Source organism: Algoriphagus sp. CAU 1675 (assembly GCF_029222925.1).
Lineage (GTDB): Bacteria > Bacteroidota > Bacteroidia > Cytophagales > Cyclobacteriaceae > Algoriphagus.
The window spans coordinates 187,965-209,557 of record NZ_JARHUI010000004.1; the positions used below are offsets into that span (position 1 = coordinate 187,965).

Genomic DNA, 21,593 nt, shown 5'->3' on the forward strand with positions numbered 1-21,593 from the left:
AATTGAAGCAAGAAAAAGCCCGAATCACTTCGGGCTTTTGTGTTTACTTTTTCTTTTTCTGGGCAGCCATCCACTCCATAATGGTGACCGGCCTGCCATCGAGCATAACCGGAGATCCATCGAGGTCGGTTCGGGCTACATTGGCATGTGAGTAAATCCAGGACCAGTGTCCATTGTATCGAAAATCTTGACCACCATAAAACCCGGTGATATCCGTAACATGGTCATAATAGGAAAAGTGGACATTCTTCGCCCCGGCCTTTTTCAGTCGGTCAAACAGCGGAACCACTGTTTCGTCAGGTTTGGTGGTGTTATCATCTTTAGAATGCACAAACCAGATGGGAACATTTTTGATTTTCTGAATTTGGGCATCGCTGATGTAGTTATTGCTGTAAGCCAAAGCGCTGATATAGCCCGCTGCAAAATAGTCCGGATGCTCCAAGATGAGCTTGAGGGACATATAGCCCCCATTAGAACAACCACCTACATAGATTCGAGTTGGATCGACATTTGGGTTTTTGGCTACAAAATCCTGAAACAGGGCAAACAATGCTTCATTGTAAATATCATTGGTCTGTCCTCTTGTCATTCCGTCCCCAGCCTGCATCCAAAACGTGGGGGACTGGGGCACCAAAACATAGGCACCTTGTCCAAATAAGGTCTGGATTTCGGGAGAAGCGTAATTAAAAGCCTTATTGCCCATCAGTGCAATAGTTGGGTCATTTCCACCTTCTCCTCCACCGTGCAACCAAATAATCAATGGAGCCTTGGAAGTAGCTTTCTCCGGTGTAAAATAGGCAAAAGGCAAGGTCACATTCCCATGTGTAAATTGTCCTTTGAGTTCAAAATCATCCACTATAGGACGAATTCTTCCAAGCTCCTGATTCCAGGTTTTTCCGGATTTGGAGTCCACAACTGTCACCCCATAATCGATCCAAATGTTTGATCCACGATTATTCACGCGCATGTATTGAATCGGTGAACCCAAAGGATTTACGGGGCTAACTGCTAAAACCAAGGTTGCGTGATTTCCCTCCGAAACGCGGTTTCCATTTTCATCTGAAGGATAAGCATAGACCACCGTTCTTTTTCCGGAAGTTTGGGCTGCGGGAATTTCCCCTTCCTTGGAAGTTCTGGTTACAAAAACTTCGAAATCAGAAGCTTTAACTTCCTCGACAGGTTGATCCAAGCTAAGAATGATTTTATTGACAGCAGGTCCCCAGTCAAAGCCTTCAATTACGAGTTTATAGGTTCCTTCCGCTGGAGAATCAGTTTCCTTTGCCAAAAGAATCATTGGCAAGAAAAATATCCATACGCTGAGTTGTAAGATTTTTTTCATGAGGTTTATTGGGTTTGAATTGTTTTAAAAATGGATTCTACACAATTATCCTCTTGAATATCAAGGAAATTATTTAGGCGGTAAAATTTTTTCACCGCCCAACAATCTATCTCAAAAACTTACTTGATGTTCCCCTTTTTAAGTTCTTTTACAGCATAATCCACCGCTCTGGCTGTCAAAGCCATGTAGGTTATCGAGGGGTTTTGGGTACCGGTAGAAGTCATACAAGCCCCATCCGTTACGAAGACATTTGGTGCCAAATGCATTTGGTTAAACCCATTGAGCATAGAAGTTTTTGGATCTCTTCCCATTCGTACTCCTCCCATTTCATGAATATCCAGACCAGGTGCCTGCTTGCTGTCGCTTTTGTAGATATTGGTAACTCCGGCCTTGATGAGCATATCCTCACCCTGTTCCAAAAAGTCTTGGGTGCTTTTGTCATCATTTTCATCGTAGTCCACATTGATCCGAAGAAGAGGAATATCCCAGGCATCTTTTTGGTCAGGATCCAAACTGACTAAATTGCTTTCCTTTGGAATGGTTTCTCCCTGCATCATCATATACACACTCCAAGGTCCTGGTTTGGTATTGGCCTCTTTGAAGTCTGCCCCAAATCCACCTGGGTTTGCATGTCCAAAACCTGCCCTTCCCGCAGAATAAAAACTCATGTAGCCACGGAGGAAATCCATTTCCTGCTTTTTGACATTTCGGAAATTCGGCAACATCACAGCAGTAGGACGTCTTCCATAATAATATTTATCCTCGAAGCCCTCAAAACTTCCTCCCAAAGTCCCTCTGTAATTGTGAAAAGCAATGTATTTGCCCAAAACACCCGAATCATTCCCTAGACCATTTGGAAAGCGGTTGGATGTACTGTTCAATAAAATCAAATTGGTATTCAATGCAGCGGCATTCAGGAAGATCACCTTGGCAAAATATTCAGAGGTTTCCTTGGTCAGCCTGTCTACAATGCGGACTCCAGTGACCTTTCCTTTTTGCTCATCCCAAATGAGAGAGTGAACCACAGAATCAGGTCGGATCGTCAGGTTTCCTGTTTTGGCGGCTGTGGGCAAAGTAGCCGAATTGGAACTGAAATACCCACCGAAAGGACAGCCTCTGTAGCATTGATTCCTGGCCATGCATTTTCCTCTTCCCTGTGCCAGATGTTCTTCTTTTGGCTCGGTCAGATGTGCGCAGCGCCCAATGATAAATCTTCTGTCCTTATAGGCTTCTAAGATTCGCTTTTGGATTTCTTTTTCCACACAATTCATCTCCCAGGCTGGTAGAAATTCCCCATCCGGTAAGGTATCCAAGCCCTCATAGCTGCCACTAATCCCTACAAATCGCTCCACATGAGAATACCAGGGAGCAATATCCTCATACCGTATAGGCCAATCCACTGCAAAACCATCCCTTCCGGGACCTTCAAAATCATATTTGCTCCAGCGCTGGGTCTGTCTGGCCCAAATCAGGGATTTTCCTCCAACCTGATAGCCCCGGATCCAGTCAAATGGTTTCTCCTGTATGTAGGGATGCTCTTTATCCTTGACAAAAAAATGAGCTGTATCCTCTTTGTAAGCATAACATCGGTTCACCACAGGATTTTCTAATCTGTCTTCCCTGGGAATATGGTTTCGGTGGGGCATATCCCATGCATGGGAAGTCATGGTGGGGTAATCCTTTAAATGCTGAACATCCCTTCCTCTTTCCAAGACCAAAGTCTTGAGACCTTTTTCACAAAGTTCTTTGGCAGCCCAGCCTCCGGAAATCCCGGAACCTACTACAATTGCGTCATATTGATGAGAATCCATACTGGAAAAATAAGGGTTTCCATTCGGACTTTTATAAAAAAATTAATTTAGTCCTATTCTTACCAGAGACTATATTTTCCATAAAAAAGCCCTGAATAAATCAGGGCTTACATTCTATTTCGAGGGCTTCGGTAAAAAAAGTCCCAAAACTCTATTCATATCTCAGAGACTCGATCGGATCCATCTTACTAGCTTTGTATGCAGGGAATACACCAGACAACAGCCCTACCACCACACAAATCATAAAGGCTACAAACATCCAGAGCCAAGGCACCAAAAATCCTCCTGGACCTATGAAATTGGCTATTACGTTCCCAATGGCCATCCCCAAAACCACTCCAAATATTCCGCCCAAAATACAGATCATGATTGCCTCGATCAGAAACTGCTGTCGGATGCGAAGCGGTGTGGCTCCAAGTGCTTTTCGGATTCCTATCTCACGGGTTCGTTCAGTGACGGATACCAACATGATGTTCATTAATCCGATAGAAGCACCCAAAAGGGTAATAAAACCTATTCCAAACCCTCCGATTCTCAAATATCCGGCAACTTCCTCCAAACTTTCTGCCACGGATTTATTTTTCGTCAATTCAAAGGAATCCTCCTTGGTGACACGATCCTGTCTGATCTTTCGCATCATCCCAATGGCCTGCCCCATCTCATGATCAATGTTTTCAGGACTGGAAGCGATGGCTGTCACATTGTAATTGAAAACCCCACGGGTATCCAGTCTGCTGGCATTCTCAACCGGAATGATAATCTGCCGGTCAGCTCCTTGATCTTCTCCAACACCTCCTTGCTTTTCCAAAACCCCGACTATGGTATAGGGTTTACCTAAAAAGCTGATTTTTTGATTAATGGGGTCTTCAAAACTTTCAAAAAGCAATTCTTCCACTTCAATCCCAATAATGCAGACATTGTTGCCATATCTTACTTCCAAATTGGAAAAATTCCGGCCATTCTTGAGTTTGATAGCCTTTATAGAAAGGTAATTTTCATCCCCTCCCCTAACTCTAACATTTGGATCAGAAATCACTGAACCTCTCTTCACTTCCGCAGAACCTGTTACCGAAGTAAACACGGTGGAAACACCAATGGCGCTATATTCCTGTTTGAAATCCTGAACCTCACGAAAGGTCAATTTGGGGTAAACCTTCTCGGTCTTACCCTCCTGAATTGCCCTTCCTCCACTGAAACCCTTGTTGCGGATATCGAAGGAATTGGCTCCCAAACCGGAAAAACTCTCTGCAATCTGGGCTTTTATCCCATCTATTGCAGTCAACATCCCAACCAAAGATGAGATTCCTACAGCTATAATAGCACCAGTCAAAATAGTCCTTAGGATATTTACCTGTACTGACTTGAGCGCTTCGCGAATATTTTCGATCAGATTCATAAAATGTCCGTATTGGAACAGCTAATTCTAAAATTGAGAAATCTAGGATTTAAGTATACGCAAATACAAAAGAATACACCATGGGATTGCAAAAATTAACTCTTAGGAAAGACAAAACTCAGCATCAATGCATGCGATCACCCCTTAAATCCATGTTTTTCAAAACTTGGGCTTCATAGTCCAACCATTCCTGCCAACGCTTATTCACTTTGTCAGCGTCATAATATTTGCGGGCCAGTTCGATAAAGGTCACGTAATGGCCTGCCTCAGAAATCATGAGTTCATAGTAGAATTTCTGAAGCTCCTCATCAGCGATATTTTTGGAAAGCAGTTTGAAACGCTCACAGCTTCTGGCCTCTATCAATGCATTCATCAGCAAATGCTCGGTCAGATGTTCCCTTCGGCTCCCTCCTTTTTTGACAAACTCATTCAACTTGATGACATATTCATCCTTTCTGGGTTTACCAAAGTTCATTCCTCGTTTCCGAATCTGATCCATTACCCGTTCAAAATGTCCCCATTCCTCTGCAACAATGGGCGTAAGGGTATCGACCAATTCATCCAGTTCATTGAATCTCAAAATCAAACTGATACAAGAGGAAGCGGCTTTTTGCTCACAATAGGCATGGTCCACCAAAATATCCTCGATTTGCATTTCCGCTATCCCTACCCACCGGGGATCGGTGGGCAGCTTTAAATGCAGCATTTTTTGTCTTGTACTCTCTTCCCAACTCATCTTAATCGAATAAATACCAGGTAATCCCCAGGTCAATGAATGATTTGTACCCTGTGTAATCGGGAGTCACGAAATATCCCTCTTGGTTCATAAAGCCAGCATTCAAATGGTTGTACTTCAACAATACCCGGGTTCGGTTGATTCTGAAATCCAAAAACAGATCCACTACGGGATAAGCATACACATCGAACCTATCTTGAAGGTAAAACTGCTGGTAGGCAGGGAAATAGGCATTGGCGAAATAGCTTGATTTATAGCGCACATCCACGCCAAGTTGTACAAAAACATTTTCATCAAAGGCCGGACTGTCAAAATAGAACATGGTATTTCCGAACAGTTCAGGAATTCGAAAAGCATTTTTTCCATCCCCACTGATATGGGTATAGATCACCTCCGCTTCCCATTTGAATTTCTTTCCAATATTGAACTTGGTTTGTAGCCCAGGCATGAGCATAAAGGCTTCTCCGGAGTTTTGAGCCACTTTTCGGTCCGCACCAAAATAGACGTAATTATTGACCCGGTTGATAGTCAGGCTTGGCCTCAACTTGAATTTTTCGAAATCAACCTTAATTGTCCCTTTTACCTGATCCACTCCTATATTGGAAAAATCATTGGACCATTGGTAAAAGTTGCCGCCATACTGCTGCTGCATGGAAGTAGGCTTGTACAAAGCCTTGGTGTATTCCAATTCAAGCCAAGGCGAGACAAACAAACCATGGAGTCTAAATGCCCCTGGGAGCAAATATTCCCCATCAGCTCTCAGAGACCATTTTTCGGATATTTTCCCGATCAACTCTCCTCCCAGATATACTTCATTGAAAATGTCTTTTTCCTCCAGGGAACGGCTTCTCATTCTTCCGTTCCTCAATCGGGTAAAGGCATTGTAATAAAACCCTCCAAATGAGCCTTTGAAACCAAACTCGTTTCTCCACTCGGCAAAGTCATTGAAGTTGAGAGTAGAGTCTTTTGCCAATCTTTCCTGAGGAAAAAAGAGAGAATCCGACTTGGTCAGATCTGTCTCAAAAATCAGGGTCTGATTTTTCCTGTCAAACACATGGTAAACCTGAAATCCATCCCGGACTTTGTATTCATGGTAAAAATGATAATCCTGTCTCAAATCTCTAGCCTGTGAATAGCGAAGCCAGACTTTTGCATCCTCATAGGTAAAATAAACCGAGGTCGAGTCTTGTTCTGGAGGGATAATCCCACCGATTTCGTTGACTAGATGCCGGGTTCGGGAGAAACTTCCCAAAAACCAATATTTCCCGTTTTCCGAGCGGTAATTGGTATGCAAAGAATAGGCTGTATTGGTTGCCATATTATCATCCCTGGCTACAGGATTGAGGGTCTTTCGGGCACGGATGGTATGAAACTCAAAACCTACATTCCAGCGAGGATTGACATTCCTGGCAAATTCAATATCCAACATGTTCCGGTTGCCTCCTCCAAAAAAGGCAGACATATTGGTGAACGGTGACTTTGTATCAAAATACCTGTTGTTTTCAGGATTCCTGTGATACAGGTCATAAGCATCAAAACCGGACCGTGTTCCTATCAATTCAGGGATCTGATAGAATACAGGGGTGGCCGCACTTCCTATATTTCCCAGATCCTGATATTTCCAGCCACTTTTTGCTACCGGATCATAGTTGTGGAAATTATCCAGCAAGGTATCCTGAGGATAGAGAACAAGTGAGTTTCTTTTGAGGTCCTTCTCGTAAAAATAAAGTGCGGTATTCGGACCATATACCATACGGGTACTGTCATCCAACAATGTTCTTCTCCCATCCAATTCCTCACCTTCCTGAGGAGGCTGGGCTTCTCGTACTTGACGCTGATTTGGATTCACTTGGCCTGGTCGAATCTGGGGGATGGGCCGCTGCGCCTGTACTGCATTTGCAAGCAAAAGCATCGTTACTAACAATATGCCAAACCAATTTTTTTTCACCTGCTTTGGTCTCTTTGCAAGACTTTTTGTTGGATTAGTTGATTCAAAACACCCTGATCCCCTGAAGAAAATTTCATCCGGATCGGCAGGACAAAAATCGGAATTTCTGCCAAAAATCCTTTTGAGCTAAGGGATTTAACTTTTGCTATGTCTTTTTCTGTAGTCAAGAGGACCGGATTTTTCCCTTGATGCTTCCTGTAGACCTCCTGAATATCCAACATATCCTTTTCGGAATACTCATGATGGTCCCTGTACCGGATCACCTCCAGCAAATCGTAGTTTTCTCTTGCGAAGGAAACCAATAGGCTATCGTCTGCAATTCCACTCAGCAAGATCACTGAATCGGAAAAGACGCAATCTTCCTTTTCTGAAATAGGAACTCCATAGCCAATTTCTGAAAAAAGAACTGGGGTTTCTGGTCCAGTATAGTTCTTAATCTGTTTTCGGAAAAGATCTTTTTGAACCTCATCGAGTCCAATGGGGCATTTGGTAACCACAAGGATATCTGCACGTTTTGCCCCATTTCTGCTTTCTCTCAATCTTCCCGCCGGGAGGAGAAAATCCTTGAAAAACGGTCTATTGTAGGTAGTCAGTAAAATCGATAAATCTGCCTTGATGTAACGATGCTGATAGGCATCATCAAGTATCAGTAGCTCCGGAAGGGTGTCTTTCTCCAAAATCTCCTCCACGGCCTTGACTCTGTCTTCCCCAACGAACACTGAAACTTCCCCTTTATATTTTTCGAAAATTTGAAAGGGTTCGTCTCCAATTTGCAAGGGACTTGATCCCAAATCGGCCTCCAAAAATCCGGATGTTTTTCTACCGTAACCTCGGGACAAGGTTCCAATTTTCCTATTATCCTTGAGCGTATCAATCAAGTATTCAACCATGGGGGTTTTACCCGTCCCTCCAACACTCAGGTTCCCTACCAAAATGGAGGGCATCCCAGTAGGCGTAGTTTTAAAAATCCCAAGGTCAAACAGAAGGTTGCGGACCCTGGTCACCAAATCATAAATCACAGAAAAGGGATAAAGCAAAAATACAAGGAGGCTCATTGCCGGGAATTGCTAATTTTGAATCAAATAAACACAAAAAATATGGGATACAAGATCGGAACGGTTATTTCCTTCCTTGAGCAAATCGCCCCTTCAGCCTATCAAGAGTCCTATGATAATGCCACCCTGATCACCGGTGACCGCAACTGGGAAATAAAAGGAATACTTTGTAGCCTGGACTGCACAGAGGAAATAGTGGATGAAGCAATTGCTTTAGGCGCAAACCTCATTGTCGCTCACCACCCTATTGTCTTTAAGGGACTAAAAAGTCTGACTGGTAAAAATTATGTAGAACGAACCGTTATCAAGGCTTTGAAAAATGACATAGCCATCTACGCCATTCATACCAATCTGGACCATGTACCCAATGGAGTCAATAAACGGATCTGTGATCGTTTAGGGCTAGCCAATACCAAGATTCTTCAGCCCAAAAAACAACTGCTCAACAAACTGGTGTTCTTTGTTCCAAAAGAAAATAAAGACGCAGTTCTCAAGGCTGTGTTCGATGCCGGGGCGGGGCAAATCGGAGAATACAAGGATTGCTCTTTTCAATTGGAGGGAATGGGAACCTTTACCCCATCAGAGCAAGCTCATCCACATATTGGACAAAGGGGGATTCCCCAATATGAAGCCGAGATAAGAGCTGAAGTGATTCTGCCATCTTTCCTTAGCGGAAAAATAATTTCAGCCATGAAAAAAGCCCACCCTTATGAGGAAGTTGCCTATTACCTGCAAACCCTGGAAAATGAAAACCAAGAGGTAGGAGCTGGAATGGTGGGGACACTTTCCGAGCCCATGGAGGAAGAGAAGTTTTTGGATTATCTGAAGGAAAAAATGAACCTGCAAGTTGTAAAGCATACTTCTCTTTTGGGGAAACCGATAAAGAAAGTCGCTGTATGCGGCGGAGCAGGAATATTTTTATTGGGAGATGCCAAGCGGGCCGGGGCAGACGTATTTATCACTTCGGATGTCAAATACCATGAATTCTTTGATGCGGAAAGGCAGATAATCCTTTGCGACATCGGACATTATGAGAGTGAAATTTTTACAAAAGAATTGCTTGGAGAACTATTGTCCCAAAATTTTCCTAATATTGCACTCTATTTGACAAAAGTAGTTACCAATCCAACATCTTATCGATAGTACATGGAAAGTACAGTAGCACAAAAACTAGAGGCTATTCACAACCTTCAGCTCATAGATTCAAGACTTGACGCAATAATTAAAGTAAGAGGGGCGCTTCCTGAGGAAGTCCAGGATCTGGAGGATGAGATCGCCGGCTACGAAACCAGACTTGAAAAATTCCAGAATGAGATTGAAACATTCGAGGAAGAAATCAAGAAATTCAAGGACAACATCAAAGAATCTGAGAAGCTGATCAAAAAGTATCAGGAGCAGCAGATGAACGTACGAAACAACCGTGAGTACGATGCCATCACTAAAGAGCTCGAACTTCAGGATCTTGAAATCCAGGTTTCCAAAAAGAAAATCGCAGAAGCTGGTGTAAAAATCGATCAGAAAAAGCAGGATCTTGATGAGCTAACTGCAGTAATGAAAGATCGTCAAAAGGATCTGGATCAGAAAAATGAAGAGTTGACCACCATAGTTTCAGAAAGTGAAGCTGAAGAGTCAAAGCTGAAGGCAGAAAGAGATAAAGCTGTAAAAAAAGTAGAAGAAAGACTACTTAAATCCTATACAAAAATCAGAGCCAATGCCAAAAACGGATTGGCAGTGGTAATGGTTAAAAGAGGGGCATGTGGAGGTTGTTTCAATACAGTTCCTCCTCAAAGACAGGCAGATATCAGAGAAAAGAAAAAACTAATCGTTTGTGAGCATTGCGGAAGAATCCTAGCAGGGGTTGAAGACGAAGTTGAAGAGGATGCAACACCAAAGAAAAAGAGAACAGCAAGAGCTTAATCCTACATTGGTTTCAAAACATAAAACCCCGAAAACATTCAGTTTTCGGGGTTTGTTTATTTTTAGCCATTTGGTTTTTTTTCAGGACATTATGCCTTAACTTAAGGGTATGAGATTGCTGGTTTCATTCATAGTGTGCTTTCTTTTTTCCATATCGGTTTCTGGCCAGGAAGTCGAAAACAAAACTTTTTTAGTTCTTTTTAAAACAAAAGAACTCAGCAAGGTAAATACCTCACTAAAATCTATTCAGGATCAATTCTCTTCTTTTGCTACCAAGACTTATTCAGGAAATTCTGACCCTGCCCTACTTATCGAAGTCCCTTCCTGTGATTTTGACGAATGCTTTTTGGGGAATTTTCTGATTGAAAATGATAAAGGAAAAAATTTCCAGCTTCAGGAAATCGCCTTGCGGCTATTTGATTTGACAGAAAACCAGAAAACCCTTCAGGCATTCTTATCCTCATATGAGGAAAGCATTGAAAAGCGAAAAAACACAAAGGCTGAATAAGTCAACCCAAGCCTTCTAAATGCGCCCGGTCATTTGCCTTTCTGAGCACAAAACTCCCATCCTCCAATTGTTCCAATAAGTACAAGCACAAATTGCTGTGTTCAAAAACGTCCATATGCCGTAGGTCGTATTTAAATATCAGGGACAAAAATATTCTCATCGCACGTCCATGCATGCAAACCAAAATTGTTTGCCCCGGACCCGTCAGGATGGTTTCAATTCCTTTTTTCATTCGAATAGCCACTTGATTGGGACTTTCTCCTCCGGCTATGGCATAATCCAGATTCCCTACTTTCCATTGTGCAAGCATATGCTTGTAATATTCCCCTTCCTCCGGGGTCATTGGAGTTCCTTCATAATTCCCCCAAGAAATCTCATTCAACTCTGGGAGTGCCTGGGTAGGTATCCCCAACTGGATAAAATCCTCTATAGACTGTCTGGTGCGAATTAGCGCCGTATGGTAAATCTGATCGAACTCCACATCCTTGTAAGCTTCATAAAAAGCTTTGGCCTGAGCACGCCCTGTATCATTGATCGGAGCGTCAATCCCGCTCCCCTGTACTACTCCTTTTAAGTTAAAATCCGTCTGTCCGTGTCTGACTAAATAAATTTTTTTTCGCTCCAAGATTCTTTAATTTTGTCCCAAGCCCAAATAAACTTCATTTCGATCAATATTCATGGTATTTATTAAAAAGCCTTCCCTGGACGAACTCAACGACACCCGGATGCACACCATGGTGGACCATTTGGGAATAGAATTCACTCAGATTGGAGATGATTTTTTACAGGGCACAATGCCCGTGGATTACAGGACCAAACAGCCCATGGGCTCATTACATGGAGGAGCAAATGTAGCTTTGGCAGAAACTCTTGGATCGGTTGCAGCCTCCCTGACCATAGATCAGCAAAAACAGGCCTGTGTAGGATTGGAGATCAATGCCAATCACCTCAAATCAGTACGAGAAGGCATCGTAATTGGGACGGCCAAACCAATTCATTTGGGGAAATCCACCCAAGTATGGGAAATAAAAATCGAAAACCTAGCCGGACAGCTGTGTTGCATCAGCCGGATCACTATGGCTATTTTGGATAAAAAATGATAGACTCAGTTTCCTCAAAGACCTATTCAAAAACGGAGGTAATCAACCTACTGCTTTTCGCAGGGCTTAGCTCTGGAGGTTCTTTTGCTCTTTGGAGAAAGCCCAAATCAAATGTCCTTGAGTTTATTTTGGATACCCAAAACCAATCCGAAAAAACCGATCTCAACTTGGAGGAAGCTTCTCCGGGTTTTATCGTCCATCCCTTCGAAGATCAGGAAGATAAAAAGGCTTTTTTCATCCAAGCATCCCAATACCTTAAACTAGACCTTCACCAAGATCTAACCGAAGAGAATCTACCGGAATGGGTTACTTCTATCATCAGCCCACAAGAAGTATCCGAGAACAGTGTCTTTGAAGGACTGATTTCACAAAGTTCAAAAAGGACTATTACTGAATCTGAAGGCGACTCCAAGGAAAATTTCCTGAATTTGGTCAAAAAAGGAATCGAACAAATCAAATCCGGAAAACTGGAAAAAGTGGTTCCTGCCAGAACCAAAAAGCTTGAACTCAAGGAAGAGTTTAATTTGGGCCTTAGTTTGCACAGCATGCTTCAGGCTTATCCTAATTCCTTTGTCAATTTTTTCCACATTCCTCAAGTCTGTACATGGATGGGAGCCTCCCCGGAAATATTAATCGAAACCAAAGGGGATTATTTCTATACTATGTCTTTGGCGGGTACCCAGCCGAGTAAAGGGGAAAATCCCCTCAAAACGGCTGCTTGGACCCAAAAAGAAATTGAGGAACAAGCTCTGGTAAGCAGGTACATTGTGGATTGTTTCAAAAAAATACGTCTGAGGGAATATGAGGAGCATGGTCCAAAAACAGTCATGGCTGGAAGCTTGTTGCATCTTCGATCTGACTTTAAAGTAGACATGAAAAAAACCGGTTTCCCTCAACTTGGAACTGTGATGCTGGAATTGCTTCATCCAACTTCCGCCGTATCCGGAATGCCAAGAAAGGAAGCCCATGATTTTCTGAAAAAAAATGAAGGGTTCGACAGATCCTTCTTCGCCGGATTCATAGGACCAGTCAATATTTCGGGAGAGACCTCCATATACGTCAATCTCCGTACGGCTTCATTTCATGAAAAAGAGGTTATTCTCTATGCTGGTGCTGGAGTTACCGAAGATTCGGACCCAGAAAAAGAATGGGAAGAAACAGAGCTGAAGTGCCAAATCATCGGAAAATTCATTCAAAATCCCAGCACTTGATTCTCCAGCCAATCATCGATCTAGTGGCCATTTGTGCCAAAAAAGGAATTGATAATGCAATTCTTTCCCCGGGTTCTCGCTGTGCTCCCCTCACTTTGGCATTTGCACAGCATCCGGACATCCATGCACGGACAATTTCCGATGAAAGATCTGCTGCTTTTATAGCATTGGGTATGGCCCAGCAACTGGAAAAGCCAGTGGTTTTGGTATGTACCTCCGGCTCTGCGGCACTCAATTATTACCCGGCAATAGCTGAGGCATTTTTCCAACAGGTTCCACTTTTGATCTTAACAGCAGACCGCCCTCCGGAATGGATTGACCAATACGACGGGCAGACTATCTTCCAACAGGAAGTCTATGGAAAACATGTCAAAAAAAGTTTTCAATTTCCCGACTCCTTTGCTACCGAAGAGCAATCTTGGCATGCATCAAGAATAATCAATGAGGCCATTAATTTGGCTAAACTATATCCCGCAGGCCCTGTCCATATCAACATTCCCCTGAGGGAGCCTTTTTATCCGGAAGCAAACGAACAGCTCCAATTTCTCGAAAAACCAAGGGTTTTCAACCTATATCAGGGGAACCCTGAACTTTCTGAAGAAACCCTCAAAAAGCTAAAAAACAGACTGGAATCAGTCAAAAAGATTCTTATCGTCCCAGGACAGCAGAAGCCTAACAGTAAAATCCAGTCATTATTGGACCAACTTTCCAAGTCCAAAAAAGCGGTTATAGTTACAGACACCATCAGCAACCTGCAGTCTGAACATACTCTCTCCTTTCATGATCATTGGCTGGGGAATGCTGAATTTCACCAAGACCTGGAACCCGACTTAATTGTCTCCTTTGGAAAATCAGTTATTTCTAAGCCCCTGAAACAATTCCTGAGAAAAAGCTCCGCCTCACACTGGCAAATTCAGCAAGAAGGTGAAGCAAGGGACACCTTCCAGCGAACAACCAGAGTCTTGGCAACAACACCGGTTTCATTCCTAACCTGGCTCAACAACAACCTGGATCACCAAGACCCTGAGTACTTCCTGAATTGGTTTTCCCTGGAAAGCAAAGTACAGCAAGCCCTTCCTAAAATATTTGAGGGGCTTGAATTTGGGGAATACAAGGCCTTGCATTTCCTTTTGAAGAAAATCCCTCCTTTTTCAAAAATCCACTTAGCTAATTCAATGGCAGTTCGCTATGTGAATTTTCTTGGAAAAAGAAATCAGGAAATCTTCTGCAATAGAGGAACCAGTGGTATTGACGGTTCCAACAGCACCGCTGTAGGATGCACCTTTACAACCAAGGACCCGGTCACCCTCATTACCGGAGACATGGCATTCTTTTATGACCGAAATGCATTCTGGCACAATTACCCTACCCCTAATTTGAGGATCATCGTGCTAAACAATCATGCTGGGGGCATTTTCAGGATCATAGAAGGACCTTCCAAGCAGGCCGAATTGGAAGAATTTTTTGAAACGAGGCAAAAACTGACAGCAAAAAATCTGGCAGAGGAATTCGGATTCCAATATTCAAGGGTCAGAAACTTCGAGGAACTGGAATCCTCCTTGCAAAAATTCTATGAACCTTGTTTGCATCCAAAAATTCTTGAAATCGAAACCTCAAGTCCAAAAAATGCAGCGCTTTTGAAGCTAGTTAAGGACAAAATAAAGACTCATTTGATGGAATAAGATCTTATAAATGGCATTCAGAATGTACCATAGAAGTGATTTTTTCCAACACAAAGAAGACCTGCCTTAACTCAAACCATCCCTAAAACTCTTTGCAATGCCGGATTTCTGTTATTGGGTTTCCAAATGGCCGATAGCTCTGTGAACTGTGAAATCCCGGGAATTTCCATAAATCGTACTTTCAGATCATATCCTTCCTTCAGAGAACTCGGAACAATGGCAACTCCCATCCCATTCTCAACCAATCTAAAGATAGTCAGAGCGTGAACAGACTTATGTCTGATCTTTGGGGAAAAGCCAGCATCCTTATAGATCCCCATAATTTGTTCGAAATAGTAATTGGAGTAATCACTGGAGAAAAGGATAAAAGGCTCCTCTGAAAATTGATTGAGGGAATGAAAATCCTGTGACTGAATCGGGTGATTAAGGGGCACAACCAAAGAAAAGGTATCCTTTAGGACCGATTTCCTCTCCAAATCATCCGGTACGGTGGCCAATCTGACAAAACCCAAATCCAATTTGTCTTTTTGGATCATTTCTACCTGAACCGAATTGCTCAACTCTTCCAGATTAGTTGTTATCAAAGGCTGATTTTTATTCAGCTTTGCCAGTAATTCCGGTAATACTCTGTTGGCGGCAGAGCCCAAAAAACCAATGCGCAGTTCCCCAACTCGACCCTCAGAAATCTCTTTTAATTGAGACCGGGTCATTTCTAGGTGATTTAGCACAAAATCAACTTCCTCTTTTAGAAAAGCACCTGCGACTGTTAATTCCACATGCTTTTGATCCCGTTCAAAAAGCTGGACCCCTAACAATTCCTCAAGTTGCTTGATTTGCCTGCTCAACCCCGGCTGGGATATGAATAGCCGATCGGCTGCCTTTCTATAGTTAAGTTCCTCAGCAACAGCCTTGAAATAGTGTAAATGTCGTAATTCCATCGATAACTCAAAGTTATCAAATATTGATAAAAATAGTATCAAAAGGTATCAACAAGAATCGATAGCTTTGAAAAGAATATAAACCCAAATCCTTTTTCAGGAATAGCTCCCACCATGAACACTTTCTTTTACGGACAAGATCATCTCACCTCCTCCATAGCACTAAAACTTTCAAGAAAAGAGCTAGAAGGCAAATTCAGTCACAAAACCGTTGAAAAAATCAAAGCTTCGGCAGATGCGGTCGAGCAAATTGCCCAAAGCGATAAAATCGTCTATGGAATCAACACGGGGTTTGGTCCACTATGCACCACCAAGATATCAGCAGAAGACACCAAAACTCTTCAGGAGAATTTATTGAAAAGTCATGCTGTAGGGCTTGGTGAACCGGTATCCGAAGAGATCTCCCGCTTGATGATGGTCCTGAAAATCCACGCCTTGGCCCAAGGCTATTCCGGAATACGAATGGAAACTCTGGAAAGAATGCTTTGGATGTTGGAAACGGACATCATTCCAGTAGTTCCCATTCAGGGTTCGGTAGGAGCATCAGGAGACCTAGCCCCACTTTCCCATCTTTTTCTCCCATTGATCGGCTTAGGAAAAGTCCATTTCCAAGGAAGCATACAGCCAACTGAAAAAGTCCTATCGTCATTTGGAAAAAAATCATTGCATCTAGGTGCAAAAGAAGGTCTTGCACTCATCAATGGCACCCAATTCATGGCAGCCCATGCGGTAAAAGTGGTGGAAAGATTGCATAATGTTCTCTGCCATGCAGATATTACAGGAGCAATGATGCTGGAAGGTTTAATGGGTTCTATCAAACCCTTTACAGCCGAACTCCATCAGTTGAGACCCTATGTTGGCAATAAGCATGTAGCACAGACCATTCTCAATCTGTTGCATGAATCAGAAATAGTCAATTCCCATTTGTATTGCAACAGAGTACAGGACCCTTATTCCCTTCGCTGCATGCCTCAAGTTCATGGAGCCTCCCGAAACGCCTGGATCCACCTAAAGGACACCATTGAAATTGAGATCAATTCTGTCACAGATAATCCGGTTGTTTTCGATACCGACAACACCATTTCTGGAGGACACTTCCACGGGCAACCTATTGCCTTGCCCCTGGATTACGCCACCTTGGCGGCTTCCGAAATCGGAAACATCTCAGATCGTAGAATCTACCTTTCCTTGGAGGGCGATACCCCCGGCGTTCCAAAACTTTTGCTAAAGGAAACCGGTTTGAACTCCGGGCTGATGATCCCACAATACACAACCGCTGCCCTGGCATCTGAGAATAAGGGACTTTGTTTCCCTTCTTCCGCTGATTCCATCCCTACATCACTTGGTCAGGAGGACCATGTCAGTATGGGCAGTATAGGAGCAAGAAAAGCTCTCCAGGTGATCGGAAATGTGGAAAAAATCTTAGGAATTGAGCTGTTTTATGCAGCACAGGCAATGGATTATCATGCTCCGCTCAAATCCGGAAAAATCATGACTGCCATTTATGAGAATTTTAGGAGCCTTGTTCCTCCGGTGATCCAAGATCGGGTAATGTATGAAGATCTTGAAAAATCAATCGAACTGATCAAAAGCGGTGAATTGGTTAAATTGGCGAAAGCAACGGCCCTATCCGAAGGTTTGGCCTTTGAAACGGAATGGAGTGAGATGTTTGAGTTCTGAAAACCTGTACCATGAAAAACCTGAAATTAGTCGGTCCTATTAAGCAGTTGTTGACCCTAGATGGACTTCCTCTAAAAGGAGCCTTACGGGACAGCCAACTGGAAATCCTAGAAAATGCCGGAATTCTGATCAAGGGAGGAAAAATCCTCGAAGTGGGAAAATTTGAAACCCTAAATCAAAAGATCAATCCGGACACCACACAACTTATTGAACTGGAAGGTGATTTTGTAGCCCTACCCGGATTCATTGATTGCCATACCCACATCTGTTTTTCTGGAAGTAGGGCAAGAGATTTTGCATTGAGAAATTCCGGTGTCAGCTACCTTCAGATTGCCAAGGCTGGAGGAGGAATATGGGATACCGTAACCCAAACCAGGGAAACTCCTCAGTCCAAATTAGCAAAACTGACTGCTGATCGGGCCAACAGGCATTTGAGTGAGGGAATTACAACCATTGAAGTAAAAAGTGGATATGGTCTATCCATCCCTGAAGAAGTCAAAATGCTTGGAAGCATCATCAGCGCCCAACAAAAAACCAAAGCGGATTTGATCCCAACTTGTCTGGCTGCACATACACTTCCCAGAGATTTTGAGGGTGACCGAGAAGCTTATTTGGAAGAGCTTTCCACCAAACTCCTTCCGATTTTAAAAAAAGAAAGGCTGACCAACAGAATTGACGCTTTTATTGAAAAGGGGGCATTCACTGCTAAAGAGATCGAACCTTACTTCCAAAAAGCCAAGTCCATGGGTTTTGACATTACAGTTCATGCTGACCAATTTTCCCGAGGCGGTTTGGCAGTTGCTGTGAAATTTGGAGCAAAGTCGGCAGACCATCTGGAAGTCTCCGGAAGAAACGAAATTAAATTATTGGCTGCCTCGGACGTGGTAGCAGTGGCCCTACCGGGAGCATCATTAGGTTTGGGTGTTTCCTTTACTCCTGCCCGCAAAATCCTGGATCAAGGTGGAGCTTTGGCCATTGCTTCTGACTGGAATCCTGGGTCGGCTCCAATGGGAGACCTTCTGGCACAGGCTTCCATTTTGGCTACCATGCAAAACCTGAGCACTGCTGAAGTATTTGCAGGAATTACTTTTCGAGCGGCTGAGGCTTTGGGACTCCATGACCGTGGAAAGATCAAAACTGGATTATTGGCGGACTTTAGTCTTTTTCCCACAGCTGATTATCGGGAAATCCTCTATAACCAAGGAAAATTAAAACCGGTCCAGGTATGGAAAAATGGACTTATGGCCAGTAGAAACAAAACGAAATTATACCCTAATCCATGACTTTTCAAGATCAAATCAGACAAGGCATTCCTAACACACTCCCTCAGAAAAAGAATAGAAACCCCAATCTTTCCCATGCTCCGAAGAGAAAGGATATCCTTTCTGTGGAAGAAAAAAAATTAGCCCTGAAAAATGCACTCCGGTATTTTCCAAAGGAATGGCATCAGGAATTAGCGGAGGAATTCCTGAATGAATTGGAAACGTATGGAAGGATTTATATGTACCGTTTCATGCCGGATTACTCCATTTATGCAAGGCCAATTGAAGAATACCCTTCCCAATCCAAACAGGCTGCAGCCATCATGCTGATGATCCAAAACAATTTGGATCCTGCCGTGGCACAGCATCCAGAAGAGTTGATTACTTATGGAGGAAATGGAGCGGTTTTTCAAAATTGGGCACAATATCTCCTAACCATGAAATACCTGTCGGAGATGAGTGATCAGCAAACCCTCCACATGTATTCCGGTCATCCCATGGGACTTTTTCCTTCCTCTACAGAAGCCCCCCGTGTGATCGTTACCAATGGAATGATGATCCCAAACTATTCCAAACCCGATGACTGGGAAAAATTCAATGCCTTGGGAGTCACCCAATATGGACAAATGACTGCAGGGTCCTATATGTATATCGGACCACAGGGAATCGTCCACGGGACAACCATCACGGTGATGAATGCCTTCCGTCAAAAACTGGGAGCCCGAAACAGCCCAAAAGGAAAGATTTTTTTAACAGCCGGACTGGGAGGTATGAGCGGAGCTCAACCCAAAGCCGGAAATATCGCTGGTTGTGTCACAGTTTGCGCAGAGGTAAACCCTGCCGCCGCCAAAAAGAGGCATGAACAAGGTTGGGTAGACGAGTTGATTGAGGATATGGATCAATTGGTTGATCGTATCCATCAAGCTAAAGCAAATGAAGAAGTGGTCTCACTTGCCTATTTGGGAAATGTAGTGGAGGTATGGGAAAGACTGGACCGTGAAAATATTCTCGTCGAAATCGGCTCGGATCAAACTTCCTTGCATAATCCTTGGGCAGGAGGATATTATCCGGTTGGTCTGTCTTTCGAGGAATCCAATAAAATGATGGCAGAGGATCCGGAGACTTTCAAAACCAAAGTTCAGGAATCGCTTCGCAGACATGCAGCTGCTATCAACAGCCATGTGGCAAAAGGAACTTACTTTTTTGATTATGGGAATGCATTTCTACTGGAAGCCTCCCGGGCAGGTGCGGATGTGATGGCTGAAAACGGAATCGATTTCCGCTATCCTTCCTATGTTCAGGACATCCTTGGTCCTATGTGTTTTGACTATGGATTTGGACCATTCCGATGGGTTTGTACTTCAGGAAAATCCGAAGACCTGAGAAAGACCGATCAAATCGCAGCGACCGTTTTGAAGGAAATCATGAAAGCTTCTCCAGCATCCATTCAGCAACAAATGCAGGACAATATTACCTGGATAGAAGAAGCCGAAAAAAACAAATTGGTGGTGGGATCCCAAGCCAGAATCCTATATGCTGATGCAGAAGGCCGCGCCAAAATCGCAAAGGCTTTCAATGATGCCATAAAAACAGGAGTGCTTAGTGCACCAGTAGTTTTGGGAAGAGACCACCATGATGTCAGTGGCACCGATTCTCCCTTCCGAGAAACCAGCAATATCTACGATGGAAGTAAGTTTACGGCAGATATGGCCATCCACAATGTCATAGGAGACAGCTTTCGCGGAGCCACCTGGGTTTCCATCCACAATGGAGGCGGTGTAGGCTGGGGAGAGGTAATCAATGGAGGATTTGGAATGGTACTGGATGGTAGTGAAGACGCTGAAAGAAAACTGAAATCCATGTTGTTCTATGATGTAAACAACGGGATTGCAAGAAGAGCCTGGGCCAGAAATTCCGGTTCTATCGAAGCCATTCAGCGCGAAATGGACAGAAGTCCTGAACTGAAGATTACTTTGCCCAACCAGGTCAATGAAGTAATTTTAGAAGGCTTGTTTTAACCATCCAATTCTAAACCCCATGAATCACCTTCACCTGAATCCGAACCCAAACCTCTGGAAAGGAAGGTCTTCCCAAGAGAAAGAATACTGGCATCAGGCAATACAGCTGGTGGACGATTTGGCCATTGAGGAAGGAAAAGAAAAGAAAATCGGAATCCTTGGTTATGCAGGTGAGGAAGGGGTTCGGAGAAACCAAGGTAGAACAGGTACTTCCTCAGGACCTGAAGCCATTCGAAAAGTGATGGGGCCCATGGCTTTTCATTTGTCTGATAAAACCCTAATCCTAGACTACGGGGATATTCTTACCCTTGAGGATGACATGGAATCCTCCCATGCATTGATTTCAGAAACAGTCTTTCAATTACTTCAAAATTCACATTTACCGGTATTGCTGGGAGGAGGTCATGATCTTGCCTTAGCCCATGGGAGGGGAATCCAGCACTATCTTTCTTCAAAAAAGGAAAAGCTGGGAATCATCAACCTGGACGCACATTTTGATTTGAGAACACTGGTAGATGGAAAAGGGCACTCGGGTTCTCCATTTTATCAGCTTTCCCTGGAATACCCTTCTAATTTCCATTATTTATGCCTGGGAATCCAAAAGGCCGCCAATCCCAAATCCCTTTTTGATAGAGCAGAAACCTTGGGAGAATCCTGGATAGACCAAGATGAATTTTCTCTGACCAATTGGGATTCTGTCAAAGAAAGTCTCTTAAACTTCATGGACTCCGTCAATAAGATCTATCTCAGTATTGACTTGGATGGTTTTTCCTCTGCCTTTGCTCCCGGTGTTTCAGCTCCATCCCCAATGGGTTTCAGTCCGGAATTGGCTTTTCGGGTATTTGAATTGATAGCAAAGAGCAAGAAACTGATCAGTATGGATGTGGTTGAGTTGAATCCGCAATTTGATCAGGATCGTGCAACAGCAAGACTGGCAGCAAGATGTGTAGAGTTTGTACTAAGGAATTACTTAGCTTAAATAAATCAAGAAT

Annotated in this window: 18 protein-coding genes; 10 read left to right on the forward strand and 8 right to left on the reverse strand. The window is 43.4% G+C overall.

Annotated features, from left to right (window positions below; genetic code table 11):
* Positions 1-43: 43 nt before the first annotated feature.
* From P2G54_RS10790 to lpxK, 6 genes are all read right to left on the reverse strand, one after another.
* Positions 44-1,339, reverse strand: coding sequence for a prolyl oligopeptidase family serine peptidase (locus P2G54_RS10790; protein ID WP_275870987.1), 1,296 nt, complete (start codon positions 1,337-1,339; stop codon positions 44-46).
* Positions 1,340-1,458: 119 nt separating this feature from the next.
* A complete protein-coding gene (locus tag P2G54_RS10795) occupies positions 1,459-3,150 on the reverse strand; it encodes a GMC family oxidoreductase (protein WP_275870990.1) in 1,692 nt (563 codons plus the stop codon).
* A 151-nt stretch (positions 3,151-3,301) separates the two neighbouring features.
* On the reverse strand, positions 3,302-4,546 hold the full coding sequence (locus P2G54_RS10800; protein WP_275870992.1) for an ABC transporter permease: 1,245 nt from the start codon (positions 4,544-4,546) through the stop codon (positions 3,302-3,304).
* A 124-nt stretch (positions 4,547-4,670) separates the two neighbouring features.
* Positions 4,671-5,282: a tRNA-(ms[2]io[6]A)-hydroxylase gene (locus P2G54_RS10805; protein WP_275870994.1), complete on the reverse strand. Its 612-nt coding sequence runs from the start codon at positions 5,280-5,282 to the stop codon at positions 4,671-4,673.
* A gap of 1 nt (position 5,283) precedes the next feature.
* Entirely contained in the window at positions 5,284-7,194 is a 1,911-nt protein-coding gene (locus P2G54_RS10810; protein ID WP_275870996.1) for a putative porin, read from the reverse strand.
* Positions 7,195-7,226: 32 nt separating this feature from the next.
* Positions 7,227-8,285 (reverse strand): tetraacyldisaccharide 4'-kinase, encoded by a 1,059-nt coding sequence (lpxK, locus tag P2G54_RS10815; RefSeq protein WP_275870998.1) that lies wholly within the window; start codon positions 8,283-8,285, stop codon positions 7,227-7,229.
* A 42-nt stretch (positions 8,286-8,327) separates the two neighbouring features.
* On the opposite strand from lpxK, the gene P2G54_RS10820 reads away from it, so the two are divergent.
* From P2G54_RS10820 to P2G54_RS10830, 3 genes are all read left to right on the forward strand, one after another.
* Complete coding sequence (locus P2G54_RS10820) at positions 8,328-9,428, forward strand: Nif3-like dinuclear metal center hexameric protein (protein WP_275871000.1); 1,101 nt, start codon at positions 8,328-8,330, stop codon at positions 9,426-9,428.
* A gap of 3 nt (positions 9,429-9,431) precedes the next feature.
* Positions 9,432-10,202: a C4-type zinc ribbon domain-containing protein gene (locus P2G54_RS10825; RefSeq protein ID WP_275871002.1), complete on the forward strand. Its 771-nt coding sequence runs from the start codon at positions 9,432-9,434 to the stop codon at positions 10,200-10,202.
* A 109-nt stretch (positions 10,203-10,311) separates the two neighbouring features.
* The gene (locus P2G54_RS10830; protein WP_275871004.1) at positions 10,312-10,710 is read left to right on the forward strand and encodes a hypothetical protein; all 399 of its coding nucleotides are present in this window, start codon (positions 10,312-10,314) and stop codon (positions 10,708-10,710) included.
* A gap of 1 nt (position 10,711) precedes the next feature.
* Here the strand turns inward: P2G54_RS10830 and P2G54_RS10835 are convergent, their stop codons facing one another.
* A complete protein-coding gene (locus P2G54_RS10835) occupies positions 10,712-11,335 on the reverse strand; it encodes a histidine phosphatase family protein (protein ID WP_275871006.1) in 624 nt (207 codons plus the stop codon).
* A gap of 52 nt (positions 11,336-11,387) precedes the next feature.
* Between P2G54_RS10835 and P2G54_RS10840 the strand changes: the two genes are divergently transcribed.
* Genes P2G54_RS10840 through menD form a run of 3 tightly spaced genes read left to right on the forward strand, consistent with a single transcriptional unit; the run spans position 11,388 to position 14,703 of the window.
* Entirely contained in the window at positions 11,388-11,810 is a 423-nt protein-coding gene (locus P2G54_RS10840) for a hotdog fold thioesterase (protein WP_275871008.1), read from the forward strand.
* Positions 11,807-13,021, forward strand: a complete 1,215-nt coding sequence (locus P2G54_RS10845) for a chorismate-binding protein (RefSeq protein WP_275871011.1) — start codon at positions 11,807-11,809, stop codon at positions 13,019-13,021. Before P2G54_RS10840 ends, P2G54_RS10845 begins: the two co-directional genes overlap by 4 nt.
* Positions 13,018-14,703: a 2-succinyl-5-enolpyruvyl-6-hydroxy-3-cyclohexene-1-carboxylic-acid synthase gene (gene menD, locus P2G54_RS10850; RefSeq protein WP_275871013.1), complete on the forward strand. Its 1,686-nt coding sequence runs from the start codon at positions 13,018-13,020 to the stop codon at positions 14,701-14,703. Before P2G54_RS10845 ends, menD begins: the two co-directional genes overlap by 4 nt.
* Positions 14,704-14,774: 71 nt before the next feature.
* Here menD and P2G54_RS10855 read toward each other — a convergent pair whose 3' ends face one another.
* On the reverse strand, positions 14,775-15,641 hold the full coding sequence (locus P2G54_RS10855) for a LysR family transcriptional regulator (protein WP_275871015.1): 867 nt from the start codon (positions 15,639-15,641) through the stop codon (positions 14,775-14,777).
* Between the two features lie 114 nt (positions 15,642-15,755).
* Here P2G54_RS10855 and hutH point away from each other — a divergent pair, with 114 nt between their 5' ends.
* The 4 genes from hutH to hutG are packed head-to-tail and all read left to right on the forward strand — an operon-like array spanning position 15,756 to position 21,580.
* Positions 15,756-17,321 (forward strand): histidine ammonia-lyase, encoded by a 1,566-nt coding sequence (gene hutH, locus P2G54_RS10860; protein WP_275871017.1) that lies wholly within the window; start codon positions 15,756-15,758, stop codon positions 17,319-17,321.
* Positions 17,322-17,332: 11 nt separating this feature from the next.
* Entirely contained in the window at positions 17,333-18,604 is a 1,272-nt protein-coding gene (gene hutI / locus P2G54_RS10865; protein ID WP_275871018.1) for an imidazolonepropionase, read from the forward strand.
* Positions 18,601-20,601 (forward strand): urocanate hydratase, encoded by a 2,001-nt coding sequence (locus P2G54_RS10870; RefSeq protein ID WP_275871020.1) that lies wholly within the window; start codon positions 18,601-18,603, stop codon positions 20,599-20,601. Before hutI ends, P2G54_RS10870 begins: the two co-directional genes overlap by 4 nt.
* Before the next feature lie 19 nt (positions 20,602-20,620).
* Positions 20,621-21,580, forward strand: a complete 960-nt coding sequence (hutG, locus tag P2G54_RS10875; RefSeq protein ID WP_275871022.1) for a formimidoylglutamase — start codon at positions 20,621-20,623, stop codon at positions 21,578-21,580.
* The last annotated feature ends 13 nt before the right edge of the window (positions 21,581-21,593 follow it).

Coding starts and splice junctions, on each gene's coding strand:
- P2G54_RS10790 (WP_275870987.1), bottom strand. CDS start 1,339: ATGAAAAAAATCTTACAACTCAGCGTATGGATATTTTTCTTGCCAATG.
- P2G54_RS10795 (WP_275870990.1), bottom strand. CDS start 3,150: ATGGATTCTCATCAATATGACGCAATTGTAGTAGGTTCCGGGATTTCC.
- P2G54_RS10800 (WP_275870992.1), bottom strand. CDS start 4,546: ATGAATCTGATCGAAAATATTCGCGAAGCGCTCAAGTCAGTACAGGTA.
- P2G54_RS10805 (WP_275870994.1), bottom strand. CDS start 5,282: ATGAGTTGGGAAGAGAGTACAAGACAAAAAATGCTGCATTTAAAGCTG.
- P2G54_RS10810 (WP_275870996.1), bottom strand. CDS start 7,194: ATGCTTTTGCTTGCAAATGCAGTACAGGCGCAGCGGCCCATCCCCCAG.
- lpxK (WP_275870998.1), bottom strand. CDS start 8,285: ATGAGCCTCCTTGTATTTTTGCTTTATCCCTTTTCTGTGATTTATGAT.
- P2G54_RS10820 (WP_275871000.1), top strand. CDS start 8,328: ATGGGATACAAGATCGGAACGGTTATTTCCTTCCTTGAGCAAATCGCC.
- P2G54_RS10825 (WP_275871002.1), top strand. CDS start 9,432: ATGGAAAGTACAGTAGCACAAAAACTAGAGGCTATTCACAACCTTCAG.
- P2G54_RS10830 (WP_275871004.1), top strand. CDS start 10,312: ATGAGATTGCTGGTTTCATTCATAGTGTGCTTTCTTTTTTCCATATCG.
- P2G54_RS10840 (WP_275871008.1), top strand. CDS start 11,388: ATGGTATTTATTAAAAAGCCTTCCCTGGACGAACTCAACGACACCCGG.
- P2G54_RS10845 (WP_275871011.1), top strand. CDS start 11,807: ATGATAGACTCAGTTTCCTCAAAGACCTATTCAAAAACGGAGGTAATC.
- P2G54_RS10855 (WP_275871015.1), bottom strand. CDS start 15,641: ATGGAATTACGACATTTACACTATTTCAAGGCTGTTGCTGAGGAACTT.
- hutH (WP_275871017.1), top strand. CDS start 15,756: ATGAACACTTTCTTTTACGGACAAGATCATCTCACCTCCTCCATAGCA.
- hutI (WP_275871018.1), top strand. CDS start 17,333: ATGAAAAACCTGAAATTAGTCGGTCCTATTAAGCAGTTGTTGACCCTA.
- P2G54_RS10870 (WP_275871020.1), top strand. CDS start 18,601: ATGACTTTTCAAGATCAAATCAGACAAGGCATTCCTAACACACTCCCT.
- hutG (WP_275871022.1), top strand. CDS start 20,621: ATGAATCACCTTCACCTGAATCCGAACCCAAACCTCTGGAAAGGAAGG.